17 protein-coding genes, 2 pseudogenes and 1 riboswitch are annotated in these 17,694 nt (G+C 69.9%); of the genes and pseudogenes, 12 read left to right on the top strand and 7 right to left on the bottom strand.

Annotated features, from left to right (window positions below):
• Window positions 1-157 precede the first annotated feature (157 nt).
• On the bottom strand, window positions 158-1,711 hold the full coding sequence (locus tag AB0C75_RS22815; protein WP_362893527.1) for an aromatic amino acid ammonia-lyase: 1,554 nt from the start codon (window positions 1,709-1,711) through the stop codon (window positions 158-160).
• 127 nt (window positions 1,712-1,838) lie between these two features.
• Here AB0C75_RS22815 and AB0C75_RS22810 point away from each other — a divergent pair, with 127 nt between their 5' ends.
• The 5 genes from AB0C75_RS22810 to AB0C75_RS22790 are packed head-to-tail and all read left to right on the top strand — an operon-like array spanning window position 1,839 to window position 6,621.
• The gene (locus AB0C75_RS22810; RefSeq protein ID WP_362893526.1) at window positions 1,839-2,906 is read left to right on the top strand and encodes an ABC transporter ATP-binding protein; all 1,068 of its coding nucleotides are present in this window, start codon (window positions 1,839-1,841) and stop codon (window positions 2,904-2,906) included.
• Window positions 2,903-3,553 carry an ABC transporter permease gene (locus AB0C75_RS22805; RefSeq protein WP_362893525.1) on the top strand — a complete coding sequence of 217 codons (651 nt, stop codon included), beginning with the start codon at window positions 2,903-2,905 and terminating at the stop codon, window positions 3,551-3,553. Before AB0C75_RS22810 ends, AB0C75_RS22805 begins: the two co-directional genes overlap by 4 nt.
• A gap of 4 nt (window positions 3,554-3,557) precedes the next feature.
• Window positions 3,558-4,229: an ABC transporter permease gene (locus AB0C75_RS22800; protein ID WP_362893524.1), complete on the top strand. Its 672-nt coding sequence runs from the start codon at window positions 3,558-3,560 to the stop codon at window positions 4,227-4,229.
• 11 nt (window positions 4,230-4,240) lie between these two features.
• On the top strand, window positions 4,241-5,173 hold the full coding sequence (locus tag AB0C75_RS22795; RefSeq protein ID WP_362893523.1) for an ABC transporter substrate-binding protein: 933 nt from the start codon (window positions 4,241-4,243) through the stop codon (window positions 5,171-5,173).
• Window positions 5,174-5,226: 53 nt separating this feature from the next.
• Window positions 5,227-6,621: a cytosine permease gene (locus tag AB0C75_RS22790; RefSeq protein WP_362893522.1), complete on the top strand. Its 1,395-nt coding sequence runs from the start codon at window positions 5,227-5,229 to the stop codon at window positions 6,619-6,621.
• A 24-nt stretch (window positions 6,622-6,645) separates the two neighbouring features.
• Here the strand turns inward: AB0C75_RS22790 and AB0C75_RS22785 are convergent, their stop codons facing one another.
• Complete coding sequence (locus AB0C75_RS22785; protein ID WP_362893598.1) at window positions 6,646-7,185, bottom strand: TetR family transcriptional regulator C-terminal domain-containing protein; 540 nt, start codon at window positions 7,183-7,185, stop codon at window positions 6,646-6,648.
• Between the two features lie 276 nt (window positions 7,186-7,461).
• Here AB0C75_RS22785 and AB0C75_RS22780 point away from each other — a divergent pair.
• The 3 genes and pseudogenes from AB0C75_RS22780 to AB0C75_RS22770 all read left to right on the top strand — a co-directional run.
• A pseudogene (locus tag AB0C75_RS22780) lies at window positions 7,462-8,895 on the top strand (glycoside hydrolase family 30 beta sandwich domain-containing protein); the annotation flags it as partial.
• A gap of 96 nt (window positions 8,896-8,991) precedes the next feature.
• A pseudogene (locus AB0C75_RS22775) lies at window positions 8,992-9,738 on the top strand (isocitrate lyase/phosphoenolpyruvate mutase family protein); the annotation flags it as partial.
• 5 nt (window positions 9,739-9,743) lie between these two features.
• Window positions 9,744-9,829: riboswitch (ZMP/ZTP riboswitch) on the top strand.
• 21 nt (window positions 9,830-9,850) lie between these two features.
• Window positions 9,851-10,717 carry a bifunctional 5,10-methylenetetrahydrofolate dehydrogenase/5,10-methenyltetrahydrofolate cyclohydrolase gene (locus AB0C75_RS22770; RefSeq protein WP_362893521.1) on the top strand — a complete coding sequence of 289 codons (867 nt, stop codon included), beginning with the start codon at window positions 9,851-9,853 and terminating at the stop codon, window positions 10,715-10,717.
• 4 nt (window positions 10,718-10,721) lie between these two features.
• On the opposite strand, the gene AB0C75_RS22765 is transcribed toward AB0C75_RS22770, so the two are convergent.
• Window positions 10,722-11,660: a DNA-3-methyladenine glycosylase 2 family protein gene (locus AB0C75_RS22765; protein WP_362893520.1), complete on the bottom strand. Its 939-nt coding sequence runs from the start codon at window positions 11,658-11,660 to the stop codon at window positions 10,722-10,724.
• Between the two features lies 1 nt (window position 11,661).
• Window positions 11,662-12,033 (bottom strand): VOC family protein, encoded by a 372-nt coding sequence (locus tag AB0C75_RS22760; RefSeq protein WP_362893519.1) that lies wholly within the window; start codon window positions 12,031-12,033, stop codon window positions 11,662-11,664.
• Window positions 12,034-12,124: 91 nt separating this feature from the next.
• Between AB0C75_RS22760 and AB0C75_RS22755 the strand changes: the two genes are divergently transcribed.
• On the top strand, window positions 12,125-12,586 hold the full coding sequence (locus AB0C75_RS22755) for a MarR family transcriptional regulator (protein ID WP_362893518.1): 462 nt from the start codon (window positions 12,125-12,127) through the stop codon (window positions 12,584-12,586).
• Window positions 12,587-12,641: 55 nt separating this feature from the next.
• Here the strand turns inward: AB0C75_RS22755 and AB0C75_RS22750 are convergent, their stop codons facing one another.
• The 3 genes from AB0C75_RS22750 to AB0C75_RS22740 all read right to left on the bottom strand — a co-directional run bounded on the left by AB0C75_RS22750 (window position 12,642) and on the right by AB0C75_RS22740 (window position 15,042).
• The gene (locus AB0C75_RS22750; protein ID WP_362893517.1) at window positions 12,642-13,307 is read right to left on the bottom strand and encodes a response regulator transcription factor; all 666 of its coding nucleotides are present in this window, start codon (window positions 13,305-13,307) and stop codon (window positions 12,642-12,644) included.
• Window positions 13,304-14,410, bottom strand: coding sequence for a histidine kinase (locus tag AB0C75_RS22745; protein WP_362893516.1), 1,107 nt, complete (start codon window positions 14,408-14,410; stop codon window positions 13,304-13,306). The genes AB0C75_RS22750 and AB0C75_RS22745 overlap by 4 nt, the downstream gene beginning before the upstream one ends.
• A gap of 107 nt (window positions 14,411-14,517) precedes the next feature.
• Window positions 14,518-15,042 carry a hypothetical protein gene (locus AB0C75_RS22740; protein WP_362893515.1) on the bottom strand — a complete coding sequence of 175 codons (525 nt, stop codon included), beginning with the start codon at window positions 15,040-15,042 and terminating at the stop codon, window positions 14,518-14,520.
• Between the two features lie 275 nt (window positions 15,043-15,317).
• Between AB0C75_RS22740 and AB0C75_RS22735 the strand changes: the two genes are divergently transcribed.
• The 3 genes from AB0C75_RS22735 (at window position 15,318) to AB0C75_RS22725 (ending at window position 17,674) form a co-directional block, all read left to right on the top strand.
• On the top strand, window positions 15,318-16,694 hold the full coding sequence (locus AB0C75_RS22735) for a cytochrome P450 (RefSeq protein ID WP_362893514.1): 1,377 nt from the start codon (window positions 15,318-15,320) through the stop codon (window positions 16,692-16,694).
• A 101-nt stretch (window positions 16,695-16,795) separates the two neighbouring features.
• A complete protein-coding gene (locus tag AB0C75_RS22730; protein WP_362893513.1) occupies window positions 16,796-17,107 on the top strand; it encodes a nuclear transport factor 2 family protein in 312 nt (103 codons plus the stop codon).
• 123 nt (window positions 17,108-17,230) lie between these two features.
• Window positions 17,231-17,674 (top strand): hypothetical protein, encoded by a 444-nt coding sequence (locus tag AB0C75_RS22725; protein WP_362893512.1) that lies wholly within the window; start codon window positions 17,231-17,233, stop codon window positions 17,672-17,674.
• Window positions 17,675-17,694: the final 20 nt, after the last annotated feature.

Here is a 17,694-nt window from a genome sequence, read left to right as displayed (position 1 = left end):
GACCCTCCGCCTTGCGATCGCACGCACCAGACGCCGCCGGGCCCGCCCTTCGGGCGGACGGCGCTACTTTCGAAACGCACCCTAGGGCCCGTAGGCCTGGGGGTCCCGGTCGGCGGCGGGGAGTGCCGCGATGATTCCCTCCCCCGCCCCCTGAACGTCAACGCCGCACCATGCCCCGGCCGTCGAACGCCGCACCACCCCCGGAGCCGAGGCTCAGCCATAGCTCGCTGAAGCGGTCGAGCAGCCCGGCCGCCACCGTCACATCATCCGTCAACGGGCGGTCCGCCAGATCGACTTCGAGCGCCGAGTCCGCCAGTTCGAAGGCGCGGCCGACGGGCAGTCCGGGGTCCAGACGCATGTCCCGCTGCCTCAACGCCCGTACGGCTGCCACGAGTTCGCATCCCACCACGAGACGGAACGCCTCACAGGCACGAAGTGTCTGGCGCGCTGCCAGCGAGGCGAAGCTGGCCTGCTCCTCGACGCCCCGTGAGAGCACGGCGTGGCCCAGTGAGGCGGGTGCGGAGAACGCCCTCAGGTCCCCGAGCGCCGCACCGGCCGCGTATTCGAGGATCATCACACCCGACGAGGCCGGTTCGCCGTCCGCGAGAAACGGCCGCAGACGGGTGAAGCCCGGCTCGTTCAGGGTCGAGAGACGTGAGGTCGACAGGCGCGCAACCTGTGACACCGCCAGCCTGAAGTGGTCCAGTGACAGGGCGAGTTGAGCAAGGTAGAAGCCACCGTGGTGATAGGCCGCCATGTCGTCCGCCGAGATCAGCGGGTTCTCGGCCGCCGCGTTGATCTCGACCACCAGGATGTCGTCGAGCGCGTCCGCCGCGTCGTGGGCCGGGCCATGGATCTGCGGCACGCAGCGGAAGCCGTACGGGTCCTGGATCCGGCCGAGTGGCGGCGTGGGGCGGTCGGGCGCACCCAGGAGCAGCCGCATGCGTTCCGCGACGGCGTAGGAGCCGGCGTGCCGGCGTGCCTCGTGCACGGGCAGCGCGTACGCCTCGTACGAACCGTCGGTCGCCATCAGGGACAGCGCCGCCACCACCTGTGTGGCCTCGATCAGGCCGCGCAGCTCGTGCACGGCGAGCGCGGACTGGCCGAGGGTGAGGGCGTTGCTGCTGATGAGGGCGAGGGCGTCGTTGTTGTCGAGGGGCTGCGGGCCCGGGGCATGCCCCGCTCCCTGCCAGGGATGCTCGCCCGCGAGCGCGAGGCCCATCTGCGCGAGCGCCGCGATGTCGCCGGTGCCGACCGAGCCGAATTCGTTTACCTTCGGGTACGCGCCCACCTCCAGGGCGTCGCAGAGCGCCGTGACGACGGTCGGGCGCGCGCCGGCACCGCCCGCGAGCAGCTGGTTGGCCCGGACCGCGAGCATGGCGCGGACCTGCCGTGCGGGCAGTTCCGCACCGATCGAGCCGGCGTGGCTCCGCAGCAGCCGTAGGCCGTGGTCGGAGGCCGCCTCGGTCGGCACCGACTCGTTCCTGTTGGCGCCCACACCGGTGGAACGCCCGTAGACACGGCCCCATGAGGCGATTTCCCGCGCTGCGTTCCACGAGGTCTCCACCCGCTTCATCCCGTCCGCCGCCGGAACGGGCTTTGCGGCGGATTCGGCCAGGCGTACGACATCTGCGACCATCAGTCCGCAGCCGTCCAGGACGACGGTCGCGCCGGTGCCGCCGACGACCTCGTCCGCGATTCGAGACGACATCAGTGGTGATTCCTCCTCGATCGGGCGCTCTGTCATGCACTACGACCACTCGTAACCAGGGATTTACGCCTGAGTGGCGACGACCTATTGACAACCTATTCAGTCACCGAGAACTCTGCATGATGATATGCAGCCGGGCAAGGGACTCCTCATGATCCAATTCGACAAGGCCCACAAGCGCTTCCCCAACGGCACAACCGCAGTGCACGACCTCACCCTTGAGATGCCGGAAGGGGGCGTGACCGTCCTCGTCGGATCCTCCGGCTGCGGCAAGACGACGACACTCCGCATGATCAACCGGATGGTCGATCCGACCTCCGGGACCATCAGGGTCAACGGCAGGGACGTCCTGGAGCAGGACGCCGCCGAGCTGCGCCGCTCGATCGGCTACGTCATCCAGCAGTCCGGCCTCTTCCCGCACCGCACCGTCCTCGACAACATCGCGACCGTGCCGCTGCTCCTCGGCTGGGGCCGCAGGAAGGCGCGTACGCGGGCTGCGGAGCTCCTGGAGACGGTCGGCCTCGCCGCCGACGCGGGGAAGCGCTATCCGCACCAGCTCTCGGGCGGCCAGCAGCAGCGGGTCGGTGTGGCCCGCGCTCTCGCCGCCGACCCGCCGGTGCTTCTGATGGACGAGCCGTTCGGCGCCGTCGACCCGGTGGTCCGGACCCAGCTCCAGGACGAACTGCTCAGACTCCAGAGGGAGTTGAGCAAGACGATCGTATTCGTCACGCATGACATCGACGAAGCGGTACGGCTCGGTGACCGCATAGCCGTCTTCCGCACCGGTGGCCATCTCGTCCAGTGCGCAGCCCCGGCCGAGCTCCTGGCCCGCCCCTCGGACACATTCGTCGCGGACTTCCTGGGCGCCGAGCGCGGTCTGAAGCTGCTGTCCCTGTCGACGCTCGCCGAGGCCCCTCAGGGGCCCGCCCCCGAAGGCACCCGCTGGCGGCTGGTCCTCGACGCCGCCCGCAAGCCGCTGGCCTGGCGCGACAGCGAGACGGACACCCGGACCCCCGTCCGCCCCCTGCGGGACACGGACTCGCTGCTCTCTGCGCTCAACGAGTCGATCGCCGCACCGAGCGGCCTGGTCGCACGGGTGGACGCGGACGGCGTCCTCACCGGCGTGACGTCCCGCGAGGACATCCACGACCACGCCGGGCACGTCCACAGTACGGCGAGCAAGGTGGTCGCATGACCGTCGACTGGTCGTGGATATCCGACCACGCCGGTGATCTCACCACCCTGGCCCTCTCCCATCTCCAGGCCGCCCTCACCGCAGTGCTCCTCGGCCTGGTCGTCTCGCTCCCCCTGGCCGTGGTCGCCCACCGGGTACGCGCGCTGCGCGGACTCCTCCTGGGCCTGTCGAACATCCTGTTCACCATCCCGTCCATCGCCGTCTTCGTGCTCCTCCTGCCGGTCAGCGGGCTCACCCGCACCACCACCGTCATCGGCCTGACCATCTACACGCTCGTGGTGCTCCTGCGGAACACCGTCGAAGGCCTGGACTCCGTCCCCGCCCGGACCAAGGAGGCCGCCAGGGCCATGGGCTCCAGGCCGCTGCGCACCCTGCTCACCGTCGAACTGCCCCTCGCCCTGCCCGTGATCATGGCGGGCGTGCGGATCGCGACGGTGATGGCCATCTCCCTCGTCTCCGTGGCCACATACATCGGCGACGGCGGACTCGGGCAGCTCTTCACGGACGGGTTCCAGCGCAACTTCCCCACCCCCGTCATCGTCGGCGTCGTCCTGACCCTGCTCCTCGCGCTCGTCGCGGACGCAACTCTCGTCGCCCTCCAGTACGTCCTGACTCCCTGGACCCGCCGGCAGAAGCAGAGGGCCTGACCTCATGTACGAACTCTTCAAGGGCCTCGGCTCCTGGCTCGTCAGCGGCGAACAGTGGGCCGGCCCCGACGGCATCGGGCACCGCCTGGCCGAGCACCTCCAGTACTCGCTGCTCGCCACCCTCATCGCCGCCGCCATCGCACTGCCGGTCGGACTGCTCATCGGGCACACCGGACGCGGCGCCTTCCTCGCCATCAACCTCTCCAGTTTCGGACGCGCGCTGCCCACGGTCGGACTCGTGGTGCTGGTCTTCCTCGCCAGCGGCCTGTCGATGTGGCCCGTCTACATCGCCCTCGTGGCGCTCGCCGTTCCCTCCATCGTCACCAACACGTACGCCGGGATGACGGCCGTCGACCCCGAGGTCCGGGACGCCGCGCGCGGCCAGGGGATGCGCTGGCACCAGGTTCTTCTCCAGGTCGAGCTGCCCCTCGCGCTCCCCCTGATCATGACCGGGCTCAGGCTCGCGCTGATCCAGGTCGTCGCGACGGCAACCATCGCGGCGTACGTCTCCTTCGGCGGGCTCGGCCGGTATGTCTTCGACGGACTCGCCCAACGCGACCTGGTGCAGGTGCTCGGCGGCGCCGTGCTCGTGGCGGTCGTCGCCGTCGTCCTCGATCTCGCGCTCTCCGCGCTCCAGCGCGTCCTTTTCCGCCACCGCCCGGCCACGCCGGCCTAGGAGTACGCACCATGAACCGCAGAACTCTCATCGGCGGGCTCTTCGCCGCCGCCTCCGTCCCCGCGCTCGCCTCGTGCAGCAGCGGCATCACCTCCCTCGACGGGCAAGGGTCCGGCGGCGGTGGCGCGGGCTCCAGCGAGGGCGGCGTCACCATCGGGACCGCCAACTTCACCGAGAACCAGGTGCTGGGGCACCTCTACGCCGCCGCGCTCGAAGCGGCGGGGGTGAAGACCACGGTCCGCCCCAACCTCGGCACCCGGGAGATCCTCATCCCCGCCCTCAAGGGCGGCGACATCGACCTCCTGCCCGAATACCAGGGCGCCCTGCTGCACTACCTCGACTCCAAGGCCACGGCGACCGAGGAGGGCGAGATGCAGAACGCTCTCGCCATGGCCCTGCCCCCCGGCCTCCAGGTCCTGCCCTACGGCACGGCCGAGGACTCCGACGCCTTCGTCGTCACCCGGGAGACCGCCGACACCTACGGACTGACCTCCCTCGCCGACCTCGCCGCGCACAACGGCAAGCTGGTCATCGGCGCGGCGCCCGAGGTCAAGAAGCGCGCCGTGGGCGCGGTGGGCCTCAAGGACGTCTACGGCGTGGAGTTCAAGGAGTTCAAGTCCCTCGACTCCTCGGGGCCGCTGGTCAAAGGCGCCCTCAAGAAGGGGGACGTCGATGTCGCGAACCTCTTCACCACCGACACCGACATCGTCGCCGAGAACTGGGTCGTGCTCACGGACCCCAAGAACCTCGTCCCCGGCCAGCGCGTGGTGCCTCTCATCGCCGACCGCAAGGCCGACTCGACGGTCCGCGCGGCACTCGCCCGCCTGGGCAACGCACTGACGACCAAGGACCTCACCGAGCTCAACCGCCTGGTGGACAAGGACAAGAAGGACCCCGAGGACGTCGCGAACGACTGGGCCGCACAGCACGGGATCAAGAAGTAGCCACCGCCCGGCCGGGCGGCAGGACACACACCGAGAGGCCAGGGAGCCGAGTCATGGCAGCTGAAGACCTGGTGGAGCGGCGCTCCATCGACGTCGTCCCGGACGACGAACGGCACGGGACCGCGTTCAGTCAGTTCACCCTCTGGCTCGGCGCCAACCTCCAGATCACCGCGGTCGTCACGGGCGCACTCGCCGTCGTCTTCGGCGGCGACGTGGTGTGGTCCGCGGCCGGCCTGCTGCTGGGCAATCTGCTCGGCGGCGCCGTCATGGCCCTGCACTCCGCGCAGGGGCCGAAGCTCGGACTGCCCCAGATGATCCAGTCCCGCGCCCAGTTCGGGGTGCGCGGCGCGATCATCCCCCTCCTCCTGGTCATCCTCATGTACGTGGGCTTCTTCGCGAGCGGCAGCGTCCTCGCCGGCCAGGCGACCGCCGAGCTCACGCACACGAGCGACACCACGGGCATCATCGTCTTCGCGGTCGTCACCGCCGTGACGGCGACGGTCGGCTACCGCCTGATCCACGCCCTGGGGCGGGTGGCCGGCGTGGTCTGCGCGCTCGCCTTCGTCTACCTGGGCATCCGGCTCCTCGACCGCGTGGACCTGTCGGCGCTGCTCGGTGACGCCCACTTCGATCTGCCGATGTTCCTGCTCGCCGTGTCGCTCTCGGCCTCCTGGCAGCTCGCCTTCGGGCCGTACGTCGCGGACTACTCACGCTATCTGCCGCGTTCGACGTCGGGGCGCGCGACGTTCTGGTGGACCCTGTCCGGGTCGGCCGTCGGCTCGCAGTGGTCGATGACGTTCGGGGTGCTCGTGGCGGCGAGTGCGGGGGACGCGTTCCTCGACAACCAGGTCGGATACGTGGTCGGTCTGGGCGGCACGGGCCTGATCGCCTCGTTCCTGTACTTCGTGATCGCGCTCGGCAAGCTGACCATCAACGTGCTCAACACCTACGGCGGCTTCATGTCGTTGGTGACCAGCGTCAGCGGGTTCCGTGGGCAGAAGACTCTGTCGGCACGCGGCAGGACCGCGTACATCACCCTGATCATGGTGGCCGGCACGGTGGTCGCGCTGCTGGGCAAGGACACCTTCCTGACGTCCTTCAAGGACTTCCTGCTGTTCCTGCTGACCTTCTTCACCCCGTGGTCGGCGATCAACCTGGTCGACTACTACCTGATCTCTCGGGAGCGGTACGACATACCGGCGCTCACAGACCCCGCGGGCCGCTACGGCGCCTGGCGCTGGGACGCCCTCACGGTCTACGGCGTGGGGATCCTCGCCCAGCTCCCGTTCCTCGTGACGCACTTCTACACGGGCCCGCTGGCGGATCCGCTGGGCGGCGCGGACGTCTCATGGATCGTGGGTCTGGTGGTCCCGGCGGTCCTCTACCGGCTGCTGGCCCGCCGCGGGAGCACCGTCGCCCGGCGGGAAACCCCGTACGAGAGGGTCTAGGGTCTTTCGTCCAAACGAAAGACCCTAGCGCCGCAGACTCCCCACCAGCGCTTCGATCACACACTCCGTCGACGCGGCCATGTCCACCGCCTCCGGGTCCAGCAGCCACTGCACCTGCAGGCCGTCCATCACGGCGACGATCGCGTTCGCGGCACCGAGGACATCCAGGTCCTGGCGTACCTCGCCCAGTGCGCAGGCCTCTGTCAGCGCTTCGGCGACGAATTCACGCAGGCCGGCGTAGCGGTTACGGAAATACGCCTGCGCGGGATGGTCGTCGGTGACGCTCTCCGCGGAGAGCACCGCGTAGAGGCGGACGATGCCCTCGCGCTCGGCGTTGTGGCGGACCGTGTCCACCAGGTGCCGGAGGAAGGTCAGGCCGCGTGGCCGGTCCGGGCCCAGGTCGGCGATGTCGGTGGCGTCCCGGAGGTCGAGGACCTCGGTCAGCAGGTTGGCCTTGGAGTGGAAGTAGTGCAGGACCCCGGCCTGGGTCAGGCCCGCGCGGTCGGCGATCTCTGCGAGGGAGGCCTTGCCGTAGCCCCGGGCCGCGAAGGTCTCCATCGCGATGCCGAGGATCTCGTCGTGACGCTCCTGGGCGGCGGGGCTGCGTTCCCGGCGGCTGCGCCGACCGGTTCGAGGTGCGGACGTCGCCGTCTTTTCGGTGCTCACCTGTCGGAGTCTAGGCCGGACCTGATCGATGCAGAAGAAGTTCCGCACGACCACTTACTAAGCACTCAGTAAGCGTGCTTGTATGCCGCCCGTGACCCACTCCAGCAGCCACCGCACGAGAGGAGCCGGCGGCACATCCCGTACGCGCCCCACCGCAGTCGAAGGAGCCGCAAGATGAGAGCACCCGTACACACACGCGCCCGGGCGAGAGCCACGAAGACCGCCGTCGCGGCGGCCGTTCTGACTCTCACCTGCACGGGCATCGCCTACGGCGCCCACAGCACACCCCCCGGTGTGGCCGCCGACGATGCCGCCCATGTCTGGATCACCACGCCGGACGGCACCAGCAAGCTCAAGGACGAAGGCACCGCTCCCTTCACCGGCAGCCCGCAGGCCACGGACATCAGGATCGACGCCGGGGCCACCGGACAGAAGTTCACCGGCGCCGGCGCCTCCGTGACGGAGGCATCGGCCCATCTGATCCAGCAGCTTCCCTCGGACACCAGGGATTCCCTGCTCAGGTCGCTCTTCTCCCGGGAGGGGGACGGCATCGGTCTGAACTATCTGCGCCAGCCACTGGGCAGCAGTGATTTCAACGCCGAACCGGACTTCACGACGTACGAGGACACCCCGGGGGCCTTCTCCATCGACTGGGACAGGCAGGAGACCATCCCGGTGCTCAAGCAGGCCCAGGCGGTCAACTCCTCGATCCGCTTCATGGGGACACCCTGGTCCGCCCCGGCCTGGATGAAGACCGGCAACGACCTCAAGGGCGGCAGGCTCGACCCCGCCCACTACCAGGACTACGCCGACTACCTGGTCAAGGCCATCAAGGCGTACGAAGCGGAGGGGATCGAGCTCACCGACCTCACCGCTCAGAACGAGCCGGAGTTCGAGGCGACCTATCCCTCCATGGCGATGACCTCCTCCGAGCAGGCGGACTTCCTGAAGGTCCTGGACGAGACCCTCACGGAGAACGGTCTGGACACCAACCTCCTGGCTTACGACCACAACTGGGACCACCCCGGCTATCCGCTCGACGTCTTCAGCAGGACGCCCGGGATGAACCGGCTGATCGGCGCGGCCTTCCACTGCTACGGAGGTGCCCCGGAGGCGCAGCAGCAGATCCGCGACGCGGGCAAGCGCGTCTTCTTCACGGAGTGCTCGGGTTCCGACTCCGAGAACACCGCCGACACCTTCGAGGACACCCTGCGGTGGCACGCCGAGAACCTGGTCGTGCGGAACATGCGCTCGGGCGGTGAGACCGTCGTCGACTGGAATCTCGCCCTCGACCAGAACGGCGGCCCCCATCAGGGCAACTGCTCGATCCGCTGCAACGGTGTGGTGGAGATCGCGGGCGGCGACGTCACGCCCAACGCCGAGTACTACACCCTCGGCCATCTGTCGAAGTTCGTGGATGTCGGCGCGGACCGGATCGGCTCCACGGCCGACGGCACGATCCAGAACGTCGCCTTCCGGAATCCGGACGGCGAACGCGTCCTGTACGCCGTGAACACGGGCGCTTCCGACCAGCAGTTCTCCCTCACGGACGACGGCCGCTCGCTGACGTACACGCTTCCGGCGGGTGCGGTGGCGACGTTCACCTGGCAGCCCTGACCCACTCCGAGGGAGTCCTACCCGCATGGTTCGGCGGGTGCCGAACCATGCGGGTCCTAGCCTGGCGCCATGACCAGTTTCCACGCACTGCACCACACCGGGACGCCGCTGCTGCTGCCCAACGCCTGGGACCACGCGTCCGCGGCGGCCCTCGCCGCACGGGGCTTTCCCGCGATCGGAACGACCAGCCTGGCCGTGGCCGCCGCGGCCGGGCTGCCCGACGGTGCGGGGGCCACCGAGGAGGAGACCCTTGGGCTGGCACGGCTGCTGGGCAACCGGGGGTTCCTGCTCTCCGTGGACGCCGAGGGCGGCTTCAGCGACGACCCGGCGGAGGTCGCGGAGCTGGCCGTCAGGCTGGCCGCCGCCGGTGCGGTGGGCATCAATCTGGAGGACGGCAGAGCGAATGGAACACTCAGCCCCGCCCCCGTGCACGCGGCGAAGATCGCGGCGGTCAAGGCAGCCGTACCTGACCTCTTCGTCAACGCCCGCACGGACACCCACTGGCTGCGCACCCAGCAGGACGAGACCACGACCCGGCTCGACGCCTACAGCCGGGCCGGCGCCGACGGTGTGTTCGTCCCCGGTCTGTCCGACCCGGCGGGGATCTCCGCCCTGGTGCGGTTCCTCGACGTACCGCTGAACATCCTGTACGCGCCTTCGGGCCCCGGCGTGGCGGAACTCGGCGCCCTGGGCGTACGCCGTGTCAGCCTCGGCTCGCTGCTCTACCGGGCCGCGCTGGGGGCGGCGGTGGACGCGGCGGACGACATCCGTGGCGGGCGGCCGGTGACCGGCAGAGTCGCGAAGTACGCCGAGGTGCAGGGCTTCTCCCGGTAGGCTGCGATGCGGGCCGTGACTGGCGCTGAGGTGGAGCACCACCGGGGAGCGGTCTGACGAGATGTCGTTGCCGTGCGCCTGGGCGAGCAGTCAGCCACGCCTGGAGGGCATCATGTCCGCGACTCGAACGGCCCAGCTCATGGACGGCACCGGCCTCGCCCGGCGCATCATCGAGGAGGCTGCCGCCGAGGCGGCGGAGATCTCACGGAGTTCGGGGACCGGCCCCTGTCTGGCCACGGTGCTGGTGGGCGAGGACCCCGCGTCGGCCACGTACGTCCGTATGAAACAGGCGCGTTGCGCGAAGGCGGGCATCCGGTCACGGCACATCGCTCTGCCGGCCGCCACCACGACCGCCGAACTCGTCGACACGCTCGCGGGCCTGTCCGGTGATCCGGATGTGCACGGCATCCTGCTCCAGCATCCCTGCGGTCCGCACATCGACGAGCGGGCGGCGTTCGAGGCCATCGCCCCGGAGAAGGACGTCGACGGCGTCACGACACGGTCGTTCGCCGCGATGAGCTTCGCGCTGCCCGGCTTCGTGTCCTGCACCCCGGGCGGCATCATGCGGCTGCTGGAGGCCTACGAGGTCGAACTGGCGGGCAAGCACGCCGTCGTGGTGGGCCGTAGCGCGATTCTCGGCAAACCGGCCGGGATGCTCCTGCTCGCCGAGGACGCGACGGTGACGTACTGCCACTCCCGGACGGCCGATCTGTCGGAGGCCGTCCGGCAGGCGGACGTCGTGGTCGCGGCCGTGGGGCGTCCTCGGCTGATCCGGGGCGAGGACATCAAGCCCGGCGCGGTGGTGGTCGACGCCGGATACAACGCGGGCAACGTGGGCGACGTGGACTTCGACGCGGCCCGCACCCGCGCCCGGTTGATCACTCCGGTTCCTGGAGGCGTCGGGCCGATGACGATCGCCGTCCTGCTGGCGCAGACCGTGGAGGCCACAGCGCATCAGCTGGGAATCCGGCGCCACTGACCTCTCACGGCCGGTTCCGGGCGTGGGCACGCATGAGGAGGGCGACCCAACTGCGGTAGGGGCGCCATGCGTCGGCGAGCGCCGCGAGCCGTCGGGGGCTGCTGTCCGCGGTGGAGGCGTCGAGGCCGTACGCGGTAGCCATGGCCCGGTGGAGACGGGGCTCCACGGTGGGGAAGACATCGGGGTGTCCGGCGCCGCGGATGAGGATCAGCTCGGCCGAGAACGGTCCGATGCCGGGGAGTTGCCTCAGGTCGGTGAGGGCGAACTCGGCGGGCTGTGCGCGCAGGACCGCGGCGTCGAGGCGTCCGTCCAGGGTGGCTTCGGCCAGTGCGTGCAGGCGCTCGACCTTGAGGCCGGTGAGGCCCGGGACGCGGTCGAGGGTGCGCAGCGCGGCGGGGGCCGGAAAGGCGTGCAGCCGCCGGCCTGCCACGTCGACGGCCCGGCCGTGCTCCTGCGCGAGACGGGCCTTGATGGCGGCGGCCTGGGTCTCTCGGATGCGATTGCCGATGATCGTCCAGGCTGCGGCCTCGTAGGGCGAGTGGAACAGGACGGGCCGCAGCCCCGGGAACTCGGCCTGGAGACCGGCGACGGCCTCGTCCTTGTCGGCGAGGGCGGGGAAGTAGGTGGCATCGACGTCGAGGGAGAGGATGCGGGCGATCTGGGCGCGGGCGGCCCGGCCGGCCACGGAGCCGGCGGTGGGCCGGGTGGTCCGGCCGTCGGCATGGACGGTGCACTCCGCGTGGACGGTGCCGGGGGCGCCGTCCACGGTCTTCTCCTGCCGCACCGCGGCTCCGACCACGGTGTGACCGTCGTCGGAGACGAAGGCCAGCCGAAGAACCTCCTCGTCCGCGTGCTCGTAGGAGGCGGGGGTGAATCCCTCCAGGAACCGGATGGAGGCGGCGAGGGAGAACGGACCGGCCGGGGTGAAGGAGACAGCGGCCATGTCAGCCGCCCTGGTGGACGGTCAGGACGTAGCCCTCGGGACCGGTGAAGGAGAACATCGGGCCGAAGGGGCTCTCGGTGACAGGGGTGAGGATCTCGACGTCGTTGGCGATGAGCTGGTCGTACAGCGCCTGGGTGTCATGGGTGGAGAACCAGAGAGCGACACCGAGGCCGGGGCGGCCCGCATCCAGATCGGTGCCGGGGAGCGGATCACGCACGGCCAGCGCCACGGGCTTGGTGTCGAAGACGACGGCGCCGGGGGGCGAGGCGGCGGCACGGCGCAGGCCGAGGTTGTTCTCGCAGTACGTGGCTGCAGCCTCCAGGTCACGGACCTGCAGGGCGATGAAGTCGGGACCGTCGATGGCGGCGGACATGGTTCCTCCTCGAACTGACGCGAAGACCTGATGTCAGGACTTTGACATAACAGAGCGTAGAAGGCTCTCCCGCCTATGTCAAAATACTGACATGGATGACACGCCGCCGATCGAACCGCCGCACCCTGCCGAGGACGTGACCGATCACGTGGGCTACCGGCTCAAGCGCGCGCACGCCGCTCTGCGAGGCGCTCTGGACCAGGTTCTGCGCGGCCACGACCTGACCGTTCCGCAGTACTCCTGCCTGGAGGTCCTCGCCGCCCGCCCGGGCCTGTCCAACGCCGAGCTGGCCCGGGCCACCTTCGTCACCCGCCAGTCGGCCAACACCGTCCTGCGCGGTCTGCAGGACGACGGCCTGGTAGCCCGCCCAGACACCGTGGCCACCGGCCGCGCCCGCCCCACCCATCTCACCGATGAGGGCAGGCTCCGGCTGCAGGCGGCGCAGTCGGCGGTCTACGCCGTAGAGGCCCGCATGATCCGCGCCGTGCCCGCCGGGCGCCTGGCCGAGCTCCTCGAGGACCTCGACCGCATGACGCTGGCCCTCGACGAGTGAGGCCGGGCAGCGCCCGTCGTCAGACCCGCACGACCCTGCGGCGTCGGCCGCGCCGTCAGGCCAGTCCTGCTTCGATGGCGCGGCGGACCGCGTCGGCCCGGTCCCGGATCCCCGCTTTGGCGAACAGGTTGTTGATGTGGGTCTTGACCGTGGCCTCACTGATGAAGAGCTTCTCGGCGATGCCCCGGTTCGGCATGCCCTGGCCGATCAGCGCGAGCACCTCACGTTCGCGGGGTGTGAGGTGTCCGGGCAGGGCCTGTCCCTCGACGGGCGCCCTGGTCCTGACGGTGGCGAGCAGCCGGTCCTGGACTTCGCGGTCGAGCACGGACTGCCCTGCACCTGCGGCCCGGATGGCCCGGGTGATGTCCTGGCGTCCCGCGTTCTTCGTCAGGTAACCACGGGCCCCCGCGCCCAGGGCGCCCAGGATCGAGTCGTCGTCGGCGAAGGTGGTCAGGACGACCACCGCCACCTCCGGATACTCCTCGCTCAGCCGGCGGGTCGCTTCGATCCCGTCCATCACGGGCATCCTCAGGTCCATCAGCACCACGTCCACCGGCCCGGCGGCAGCAGCCGTCAGCACCTCGCCGCCGTCCGCGGCGGTCGCGACGACATCGATGTCCTCCGACAGTCCGAGCACCGCGGCGAGCGGCTCCCGGACGGCGGCCTGGTCGTCGGCGACGACCACCCTCAACCGCTGGGCACTCTGGGTCGGTTCACTCATCCCGGTATCACTGCTTCCACCTGCCAGCCGCCGTCGTCAGGTCCTTCGGTGAGGGGGCGTGCGCTGACCCTTCCGCCCAGCAGGGCGACACGTTCACGCATCCCGATCAGCCCCATCCCGCTGCCGATACCCGCGTTCACCTCACGGGTGGCGGCGCCGTTACGGATCCTCAGTGTGGTCGATGCGGCCGCGAACGTCAGCTCCACGCCGACTTCTCCCCCGGGGGCGTGACGAGCGGCGTTGGTCAGCGCCTCCTGGGCGATCCGCAGCAGATTCTGGGTCACCCGGGCGGGCACCTCACGGACGGTTCCGGTGACGGTGAGGACGTCACGGTGACCCGACGACTCAAGCATCGCCGTCAGGGTCTCCAGCAGCGGCAGGGCGTCCTCGCGCAGCGCGTGCACGGTCCACTGCGCCTGCTTCAGGCTCTCCTTGACCAGACCGTGGGCCTTGTCGTTGGCCTCCCTGACCTTCTCCAGGTCTCCGGTGTCGAGCAACGCGTCGGCCAGCTCCAACTGCATGTTGATCCCGGCCAGCGAGTGCGCCAGGACATCGTGCACATCACGCGCGATCCGGCTGCGCTCGGTCAGCACGGCGGTCCGCGCCTCGGCCCGGGCGGCGCGCTCAGCCGATTCGGCCGCCGCGATCGCCGCCGCCACAGCCCGGTGCCGACTGCGGTTGACGATGCCGATCAGGACCGGGAGGCCCGTGGCGAGACCGACGGCCCAGGGCAACTCGTGGTACCCGGGGCCGAGGTGGAAGAACAGGACGCCGCCGCAGAGCAGACTGCTGAGACCCGCGAGAGCAAGAGCCGGCCTGGTGTCGAACCGGTGCCCGAGGTGTCCGACGAGGAAGAAGGCGAAGAGGTAAGTCGTCCCGCTGCGGCTGACGCCGATCAGGCAGGCCGCTGCCAGGATGCTGAGCGCCGGCCAGACCAGGGGAAGTCGCTCGGCGACCTTGTTCCAGGGCAGACGCCGGTCCAGCAGAATCGCGGAGTTGACCACGAGGAGAACGGCAACGGCCAGGCCCGAACCGCTGAACCCGAGGGGCCGGATCGTCAGGATTCCGACCACGATGACCGCCACGGTCCAGAACCACTGCACACGCGGGTCCCGTCCAGGAACCCGGAGCGGGCCCGCTCCCGAGGCCGCACCTTCCCTGGGGGGCGGGACGCTCTCGGCTGCGGACACCGGCCGAAGATATCGCATGGTCACGCCGTGCGTTCGAAGACGGGCGCCGGGTGGGTCACCGCGCGGGTCCGGCTGCGTATGAAGATCGTGGCCAGCCGCACGACCACTTCGGCGAGTGCCATCAGCACGAACGCCGCAACCCATGCCTGGTCGCTGGTGATGTGATGAGCGATGCTGAACCGGGCGACGTCATCGGCCCCGCCACCGTGCTCCACCCACATCTGGAAGCCCATCCGTGCCCCCATGCCCACCACCCACAGGATCGCGGACACCGCGCCGGCCTTGATCAGGACGTGCTCTCCGACGGTGCGGATGCGGGTGAAGATGCCACCGGCGGCACCGAGTGCGGCACCGATGCCCATCAGGACGCCTATCAGCACCAGGTCGTTGCCCGCGGTGGGAATGGTGTCCAGGTACGAGTAGGCCACGAAGGTCACGATCCCGAGCGGGATCAGGAAGGACTTGAGGTCGAGGCGGCCTTCCCGCAGCTGCCGGAAGACGATGAGGATGAGGGCGATGTCGGTGATCCACTCGGTTGTTGTCATGCCAGGAAGCCTCCCGCGCCGAGGCTCACAACGCCTGGACCCACGGGTGGAATCACGGGTGGACGCGTGGGTGGAGTTCAACCGCTCCCCCGACGTCCACCCCACCACCGACCGGCATCACCGTCACCCTCGCGGCCGCCGTGCGTCATTCCCCCTGTGAGCCGTACCAAACGCCCTTCCGAGTGGCATAGACCACTCCCCCGGACGGATTGCTGACGGGAACGACGAGGGAAGCCATAGGACGCCAAGATCAGTCCGAAAGGTGGCATATCCTCGTGACGCTCGTAGCGCCTCCCCCCATACCCAGGGCAGCGGGCTCGGTCCCGCTCCTGGGTCACGCGATACAGCTCATACGCGACAACCTCGGCTTCATCGCCTCGCTCCGCGCCAACTACGGCCCGCTGGTCGAGATCACTCTGCAGCCCGGCACCCGCACCCTGATCGTCCAGGACCCCGACCTCATCCGCACGATGCTGACCGACCTCGGTCCCAGTCTGGACAAGGGACGCTTCTTCGAGAAGATGGGCCAGCTGCTGGGTGACTCGGTCGTCACCGCCGCGGGCCAGGAACACGTCCGCAAGCGACGCCAGTTGCAACCCGCCTTCGGCCGCCCCGAGATCGCCGGTTACGTCGACACCATGCGGGGTGCGACAACCGCCGCCCTCGCCACCTGGACCCCTGGCCGGCGGCTCGACGTCCGTGAGGCCATGGTCGGCCTCTCCCTCGACATGCTCGCCCAGACGGTCTTCGCCGGCAGCCTGGACGAGGCGACGTTCCTCCGGCTGCGCAAGGACCTGTCGGTGGTCATGAACGGGGTCGGCGCCCGCGTCATGCTGCCCGACTGGGTGGAGCGGCTTCCCCTGCCCTTCAACCGCCGGTTCACGGCTGCCAGGGACGCGGTCCGGGCCACCATCGACCGGGCCGTGACCGATCTCCAGGACTCCGGGCAGGACAACGGAGACATGCTGTCCCTGCTGCTGCGCACCACGGACGAGGAGACCGGCCGGCCGCTGACCGGGCACCAGATCAGCTCGGAGATCCTCACCCTGGCCGTGGCCGGCACCGAGACCACCGCATCCGTGCTGTCCTGGGCGCTCTACGAGATCGCGCGGAACGCCGATGTCGAACGAGGGGTCCTGGACGAGCTCGACAGGGTGCTCGAAGGCCGGCCCATCGCGTTCGCGGACCTTCCGCATCTGCCCTACCTCGACCGCGTCATCCGGGAAACACTCCGGCTGCACCACACCGGCTGGCTCGTGACCCGTCGCACCATCACCCGGACACGTCTGGGGCCCTGGTCGATCCCCGCGGGCACGGAACTCGCCTACTGCCAGCACGCCCTGCACCGCGATCCCGCGTTCTTCCCGGACCCTCTCGTGTTCGATCCGGACCGCTGGCTGGAAGAGAGCCAGGCCAAGGCGTTCACACCTGGAGCGTTCCTCCCGTTCGGTGCGGGCAAGCACAAGTGCATCGGAGACCGGTTCGCCCTCACCGAGCTGGTCACCGCCATCGCGACGATCGTCAGGCGCGTACGGTTCGAGGTCCCGCCGGACCAGAGCGTCCGTCCGGTGGCCCAGGCAACCGTGCGGCCCAGCACGCTGCTGATGGATGTGCACCGGCGGAGCGGTGCCACGGAGCAGAAGCCCGACTGACCGACTCCGTCGTCCTCGAAACTCCGCGCGGGCAGCCTCGTTGACTCCTCCTGGGGGGCCACCGAACCCACGAGACAACGCTGTACAGCGACGGAGACGTTATGAGCAATGAGCTGGATCCCGCGGTAGCGAAGTTCGTCGACGCGGTGAACGCCGGTGACCGCGAGGCCTTCCAGGCCGCGCTCACCGGCGACGCGACGATGAGCGACGACGGCAGCGAACGCGACATCGCCGAGTGGACCGACAAGGAGATGTTCAGCAGCAACGGCCGGATGAAGATCCAGTCGGTCAAGGACCACGGGCGCTCGCTGGTGGCCGACTTCACCAACGACACCTGGGGAACCATGCGAACCGCCTGGCGGTTCACCCTGACCCGCGACAGGATCAGCCACTTCGACACCGGGCAGGCCTGACCGGGTCCGCCACCGGGACTTCACCGGCCGTGCGTTGATGCAGGCACGGGGCGGTCGCGGGCCGTGCGACGATCGTGTGTCGGGCGGCCCGTGGGCTGCCGAGCGTTCGGAGAGTGGAGACAGGTGGAGGACGACGAGATACGCGCCCGTTTCGACGGCCGCAGCCGTGTCGTGCTGCTGCCGGGCAACGTCACGACGCTGAAGCGGGCCCGGATCGAGGAGATCGGCCATGCGCTCGGCTACCGGCTGCTCACCGTCGAGAACCTCGGCCGGGCAGGCGTCCGACTCGTCTACGAACGCGACGAGTCCCCGCTCGCACGACGCCGTAACGAGCTGAGCATTGCCCGCCTGCGCGCGAACGGTCCCCTGCTCCCGGCGGTGGAGCCCCCGGTGCCCCCGCCACCGGGTCCGCCGCCTCCTGCTCCCGCACAGCAGCCCGGGGCCCGGCGGCCTGGCCGTCTCCCGGCGGGGCCACCGCCGCCTCCGACCACCGTGGCACCGCCCGGGCCCCGGATTCCGCCCCGGCCGTACTACCCGCCTCTGCCGCCGCCGCCCCCGGCCTCGTAGACGGCGGACTGCCGACGCCT

This window comes from Streptomyces sp. NPDC048565 (assembly GCF_040650935.1).
Lineage (GTDB): Bacteria > Actinomycetota > Actinomycetes > Streptomycetales > Streptomycetaceae > Streptomyces.
The sequence above is the reverse complement of the archived record's forward strand: the minus strand, read 5'-3'. Positions and strand labels throughout refer to the sequence as shown.

What these genes read in the sequence shown, in the direction of transcription:
- AB0C75_RS22815 (WP_362893527.1), bottom strand. Translation starts at nt 1,711, where the DNA reads ATGTCGTCTCGAATCGCGGACGAGGTCGTCGGCGGCACCGGCGCGACC.
- AB0C75_RS22730 (WP_362893513.1), top strand. Translation starts at nt 16,796, where the DNA reads ATGAGCAATGAGCTGGATCCCGCGGTAGCGAAGTTCGTCGACGCGGTG.
- AB0C75_RS22765 (WP_362893520.1), bottom strand. Translation starts at nt 11,660, where the DNA reads ATGGCCGCTGTCTCCTTCACCCCGGCCGGTCCGTTCTCCCTCGCCGCC.
- AB0C75_RS22790 (WP_362893522.1), top strand. Translation starts at nt 5,227, where the DNA reads ATGGCAGCTGAAGACCTGGTGGAGCGGCGCTCCATCGACGTCGTCCCG.
- AB0C75_RS22800 (WP_362893524.1), top strand. Translation starts at nt 3,558, where the DNA reads ATGTACGAACTCTTCAAGGGCCTCGGCTCCTGGCTCGTCAGCGGCGAA.
- AB0C75_RS22805 (WP_362893525.1), top strand. Translation starts at nt 2,903, where the DNA reads ATGACCGTCGACTGGTCGTGGATATCCGACCACGCCGGTGATCTCACC.
- AB0C75_RS22795 (WP_362893523.1), top strand. Translation starts at nt 4,241, where the DNA reads ATGAACCGCAGAACTCTCATCGGCGGGCTCTTCGCCGCCGCCTCCGTC.
- AB0C75_RS22760 (WP_362893519.1), bottom strand. Translation starts at nt 12,033, where the DNA reads ATGTCCGCCGCCATCGACGGTCCCGACTTCATCGCCCTGCAGGTCCGT.
- AB0C75_RS22755 (WP_362893518.1), top strand. Translation starts at nt 12,125, where the DNA reads ATGGATGACACGCCGCCGATCGAACCGCCGCACCCTGCCGAGGACGTG.
- AB0C75_RS22810 (WP_362893526.1), top strand. Translation starts at nt 1,839, where the DNA reads ATGCAGCCGGGCAAGGGACTCCTCATGATCCAATTCGACAAGGCCCAC.
- AB0C75_RS22750 (WP_362893517.1), bottom strand. Translation starts at nt 13,307, where the DNA reads ATGAGTGAACCGACCCAGAGTGCCCAGCGGTTGAGGGTGGTCGTCGCC.
- AB0C75_RS22740 (WP_362893515.1), bottom strand. Translation starts at nt 15,042, where the DNA reads ATGACAACAACCGAGTGGATCACCGACATCGCCCTCATCCTCATCGTC.
- AB0C75_RS22770 (WP_362893521.1), top strand. Translation starts at nt 9,851, where the DNA reads ATGTCCGCGACTCGAACGGCCCAGCTCATGGACGGCACCGGCCTCGCC.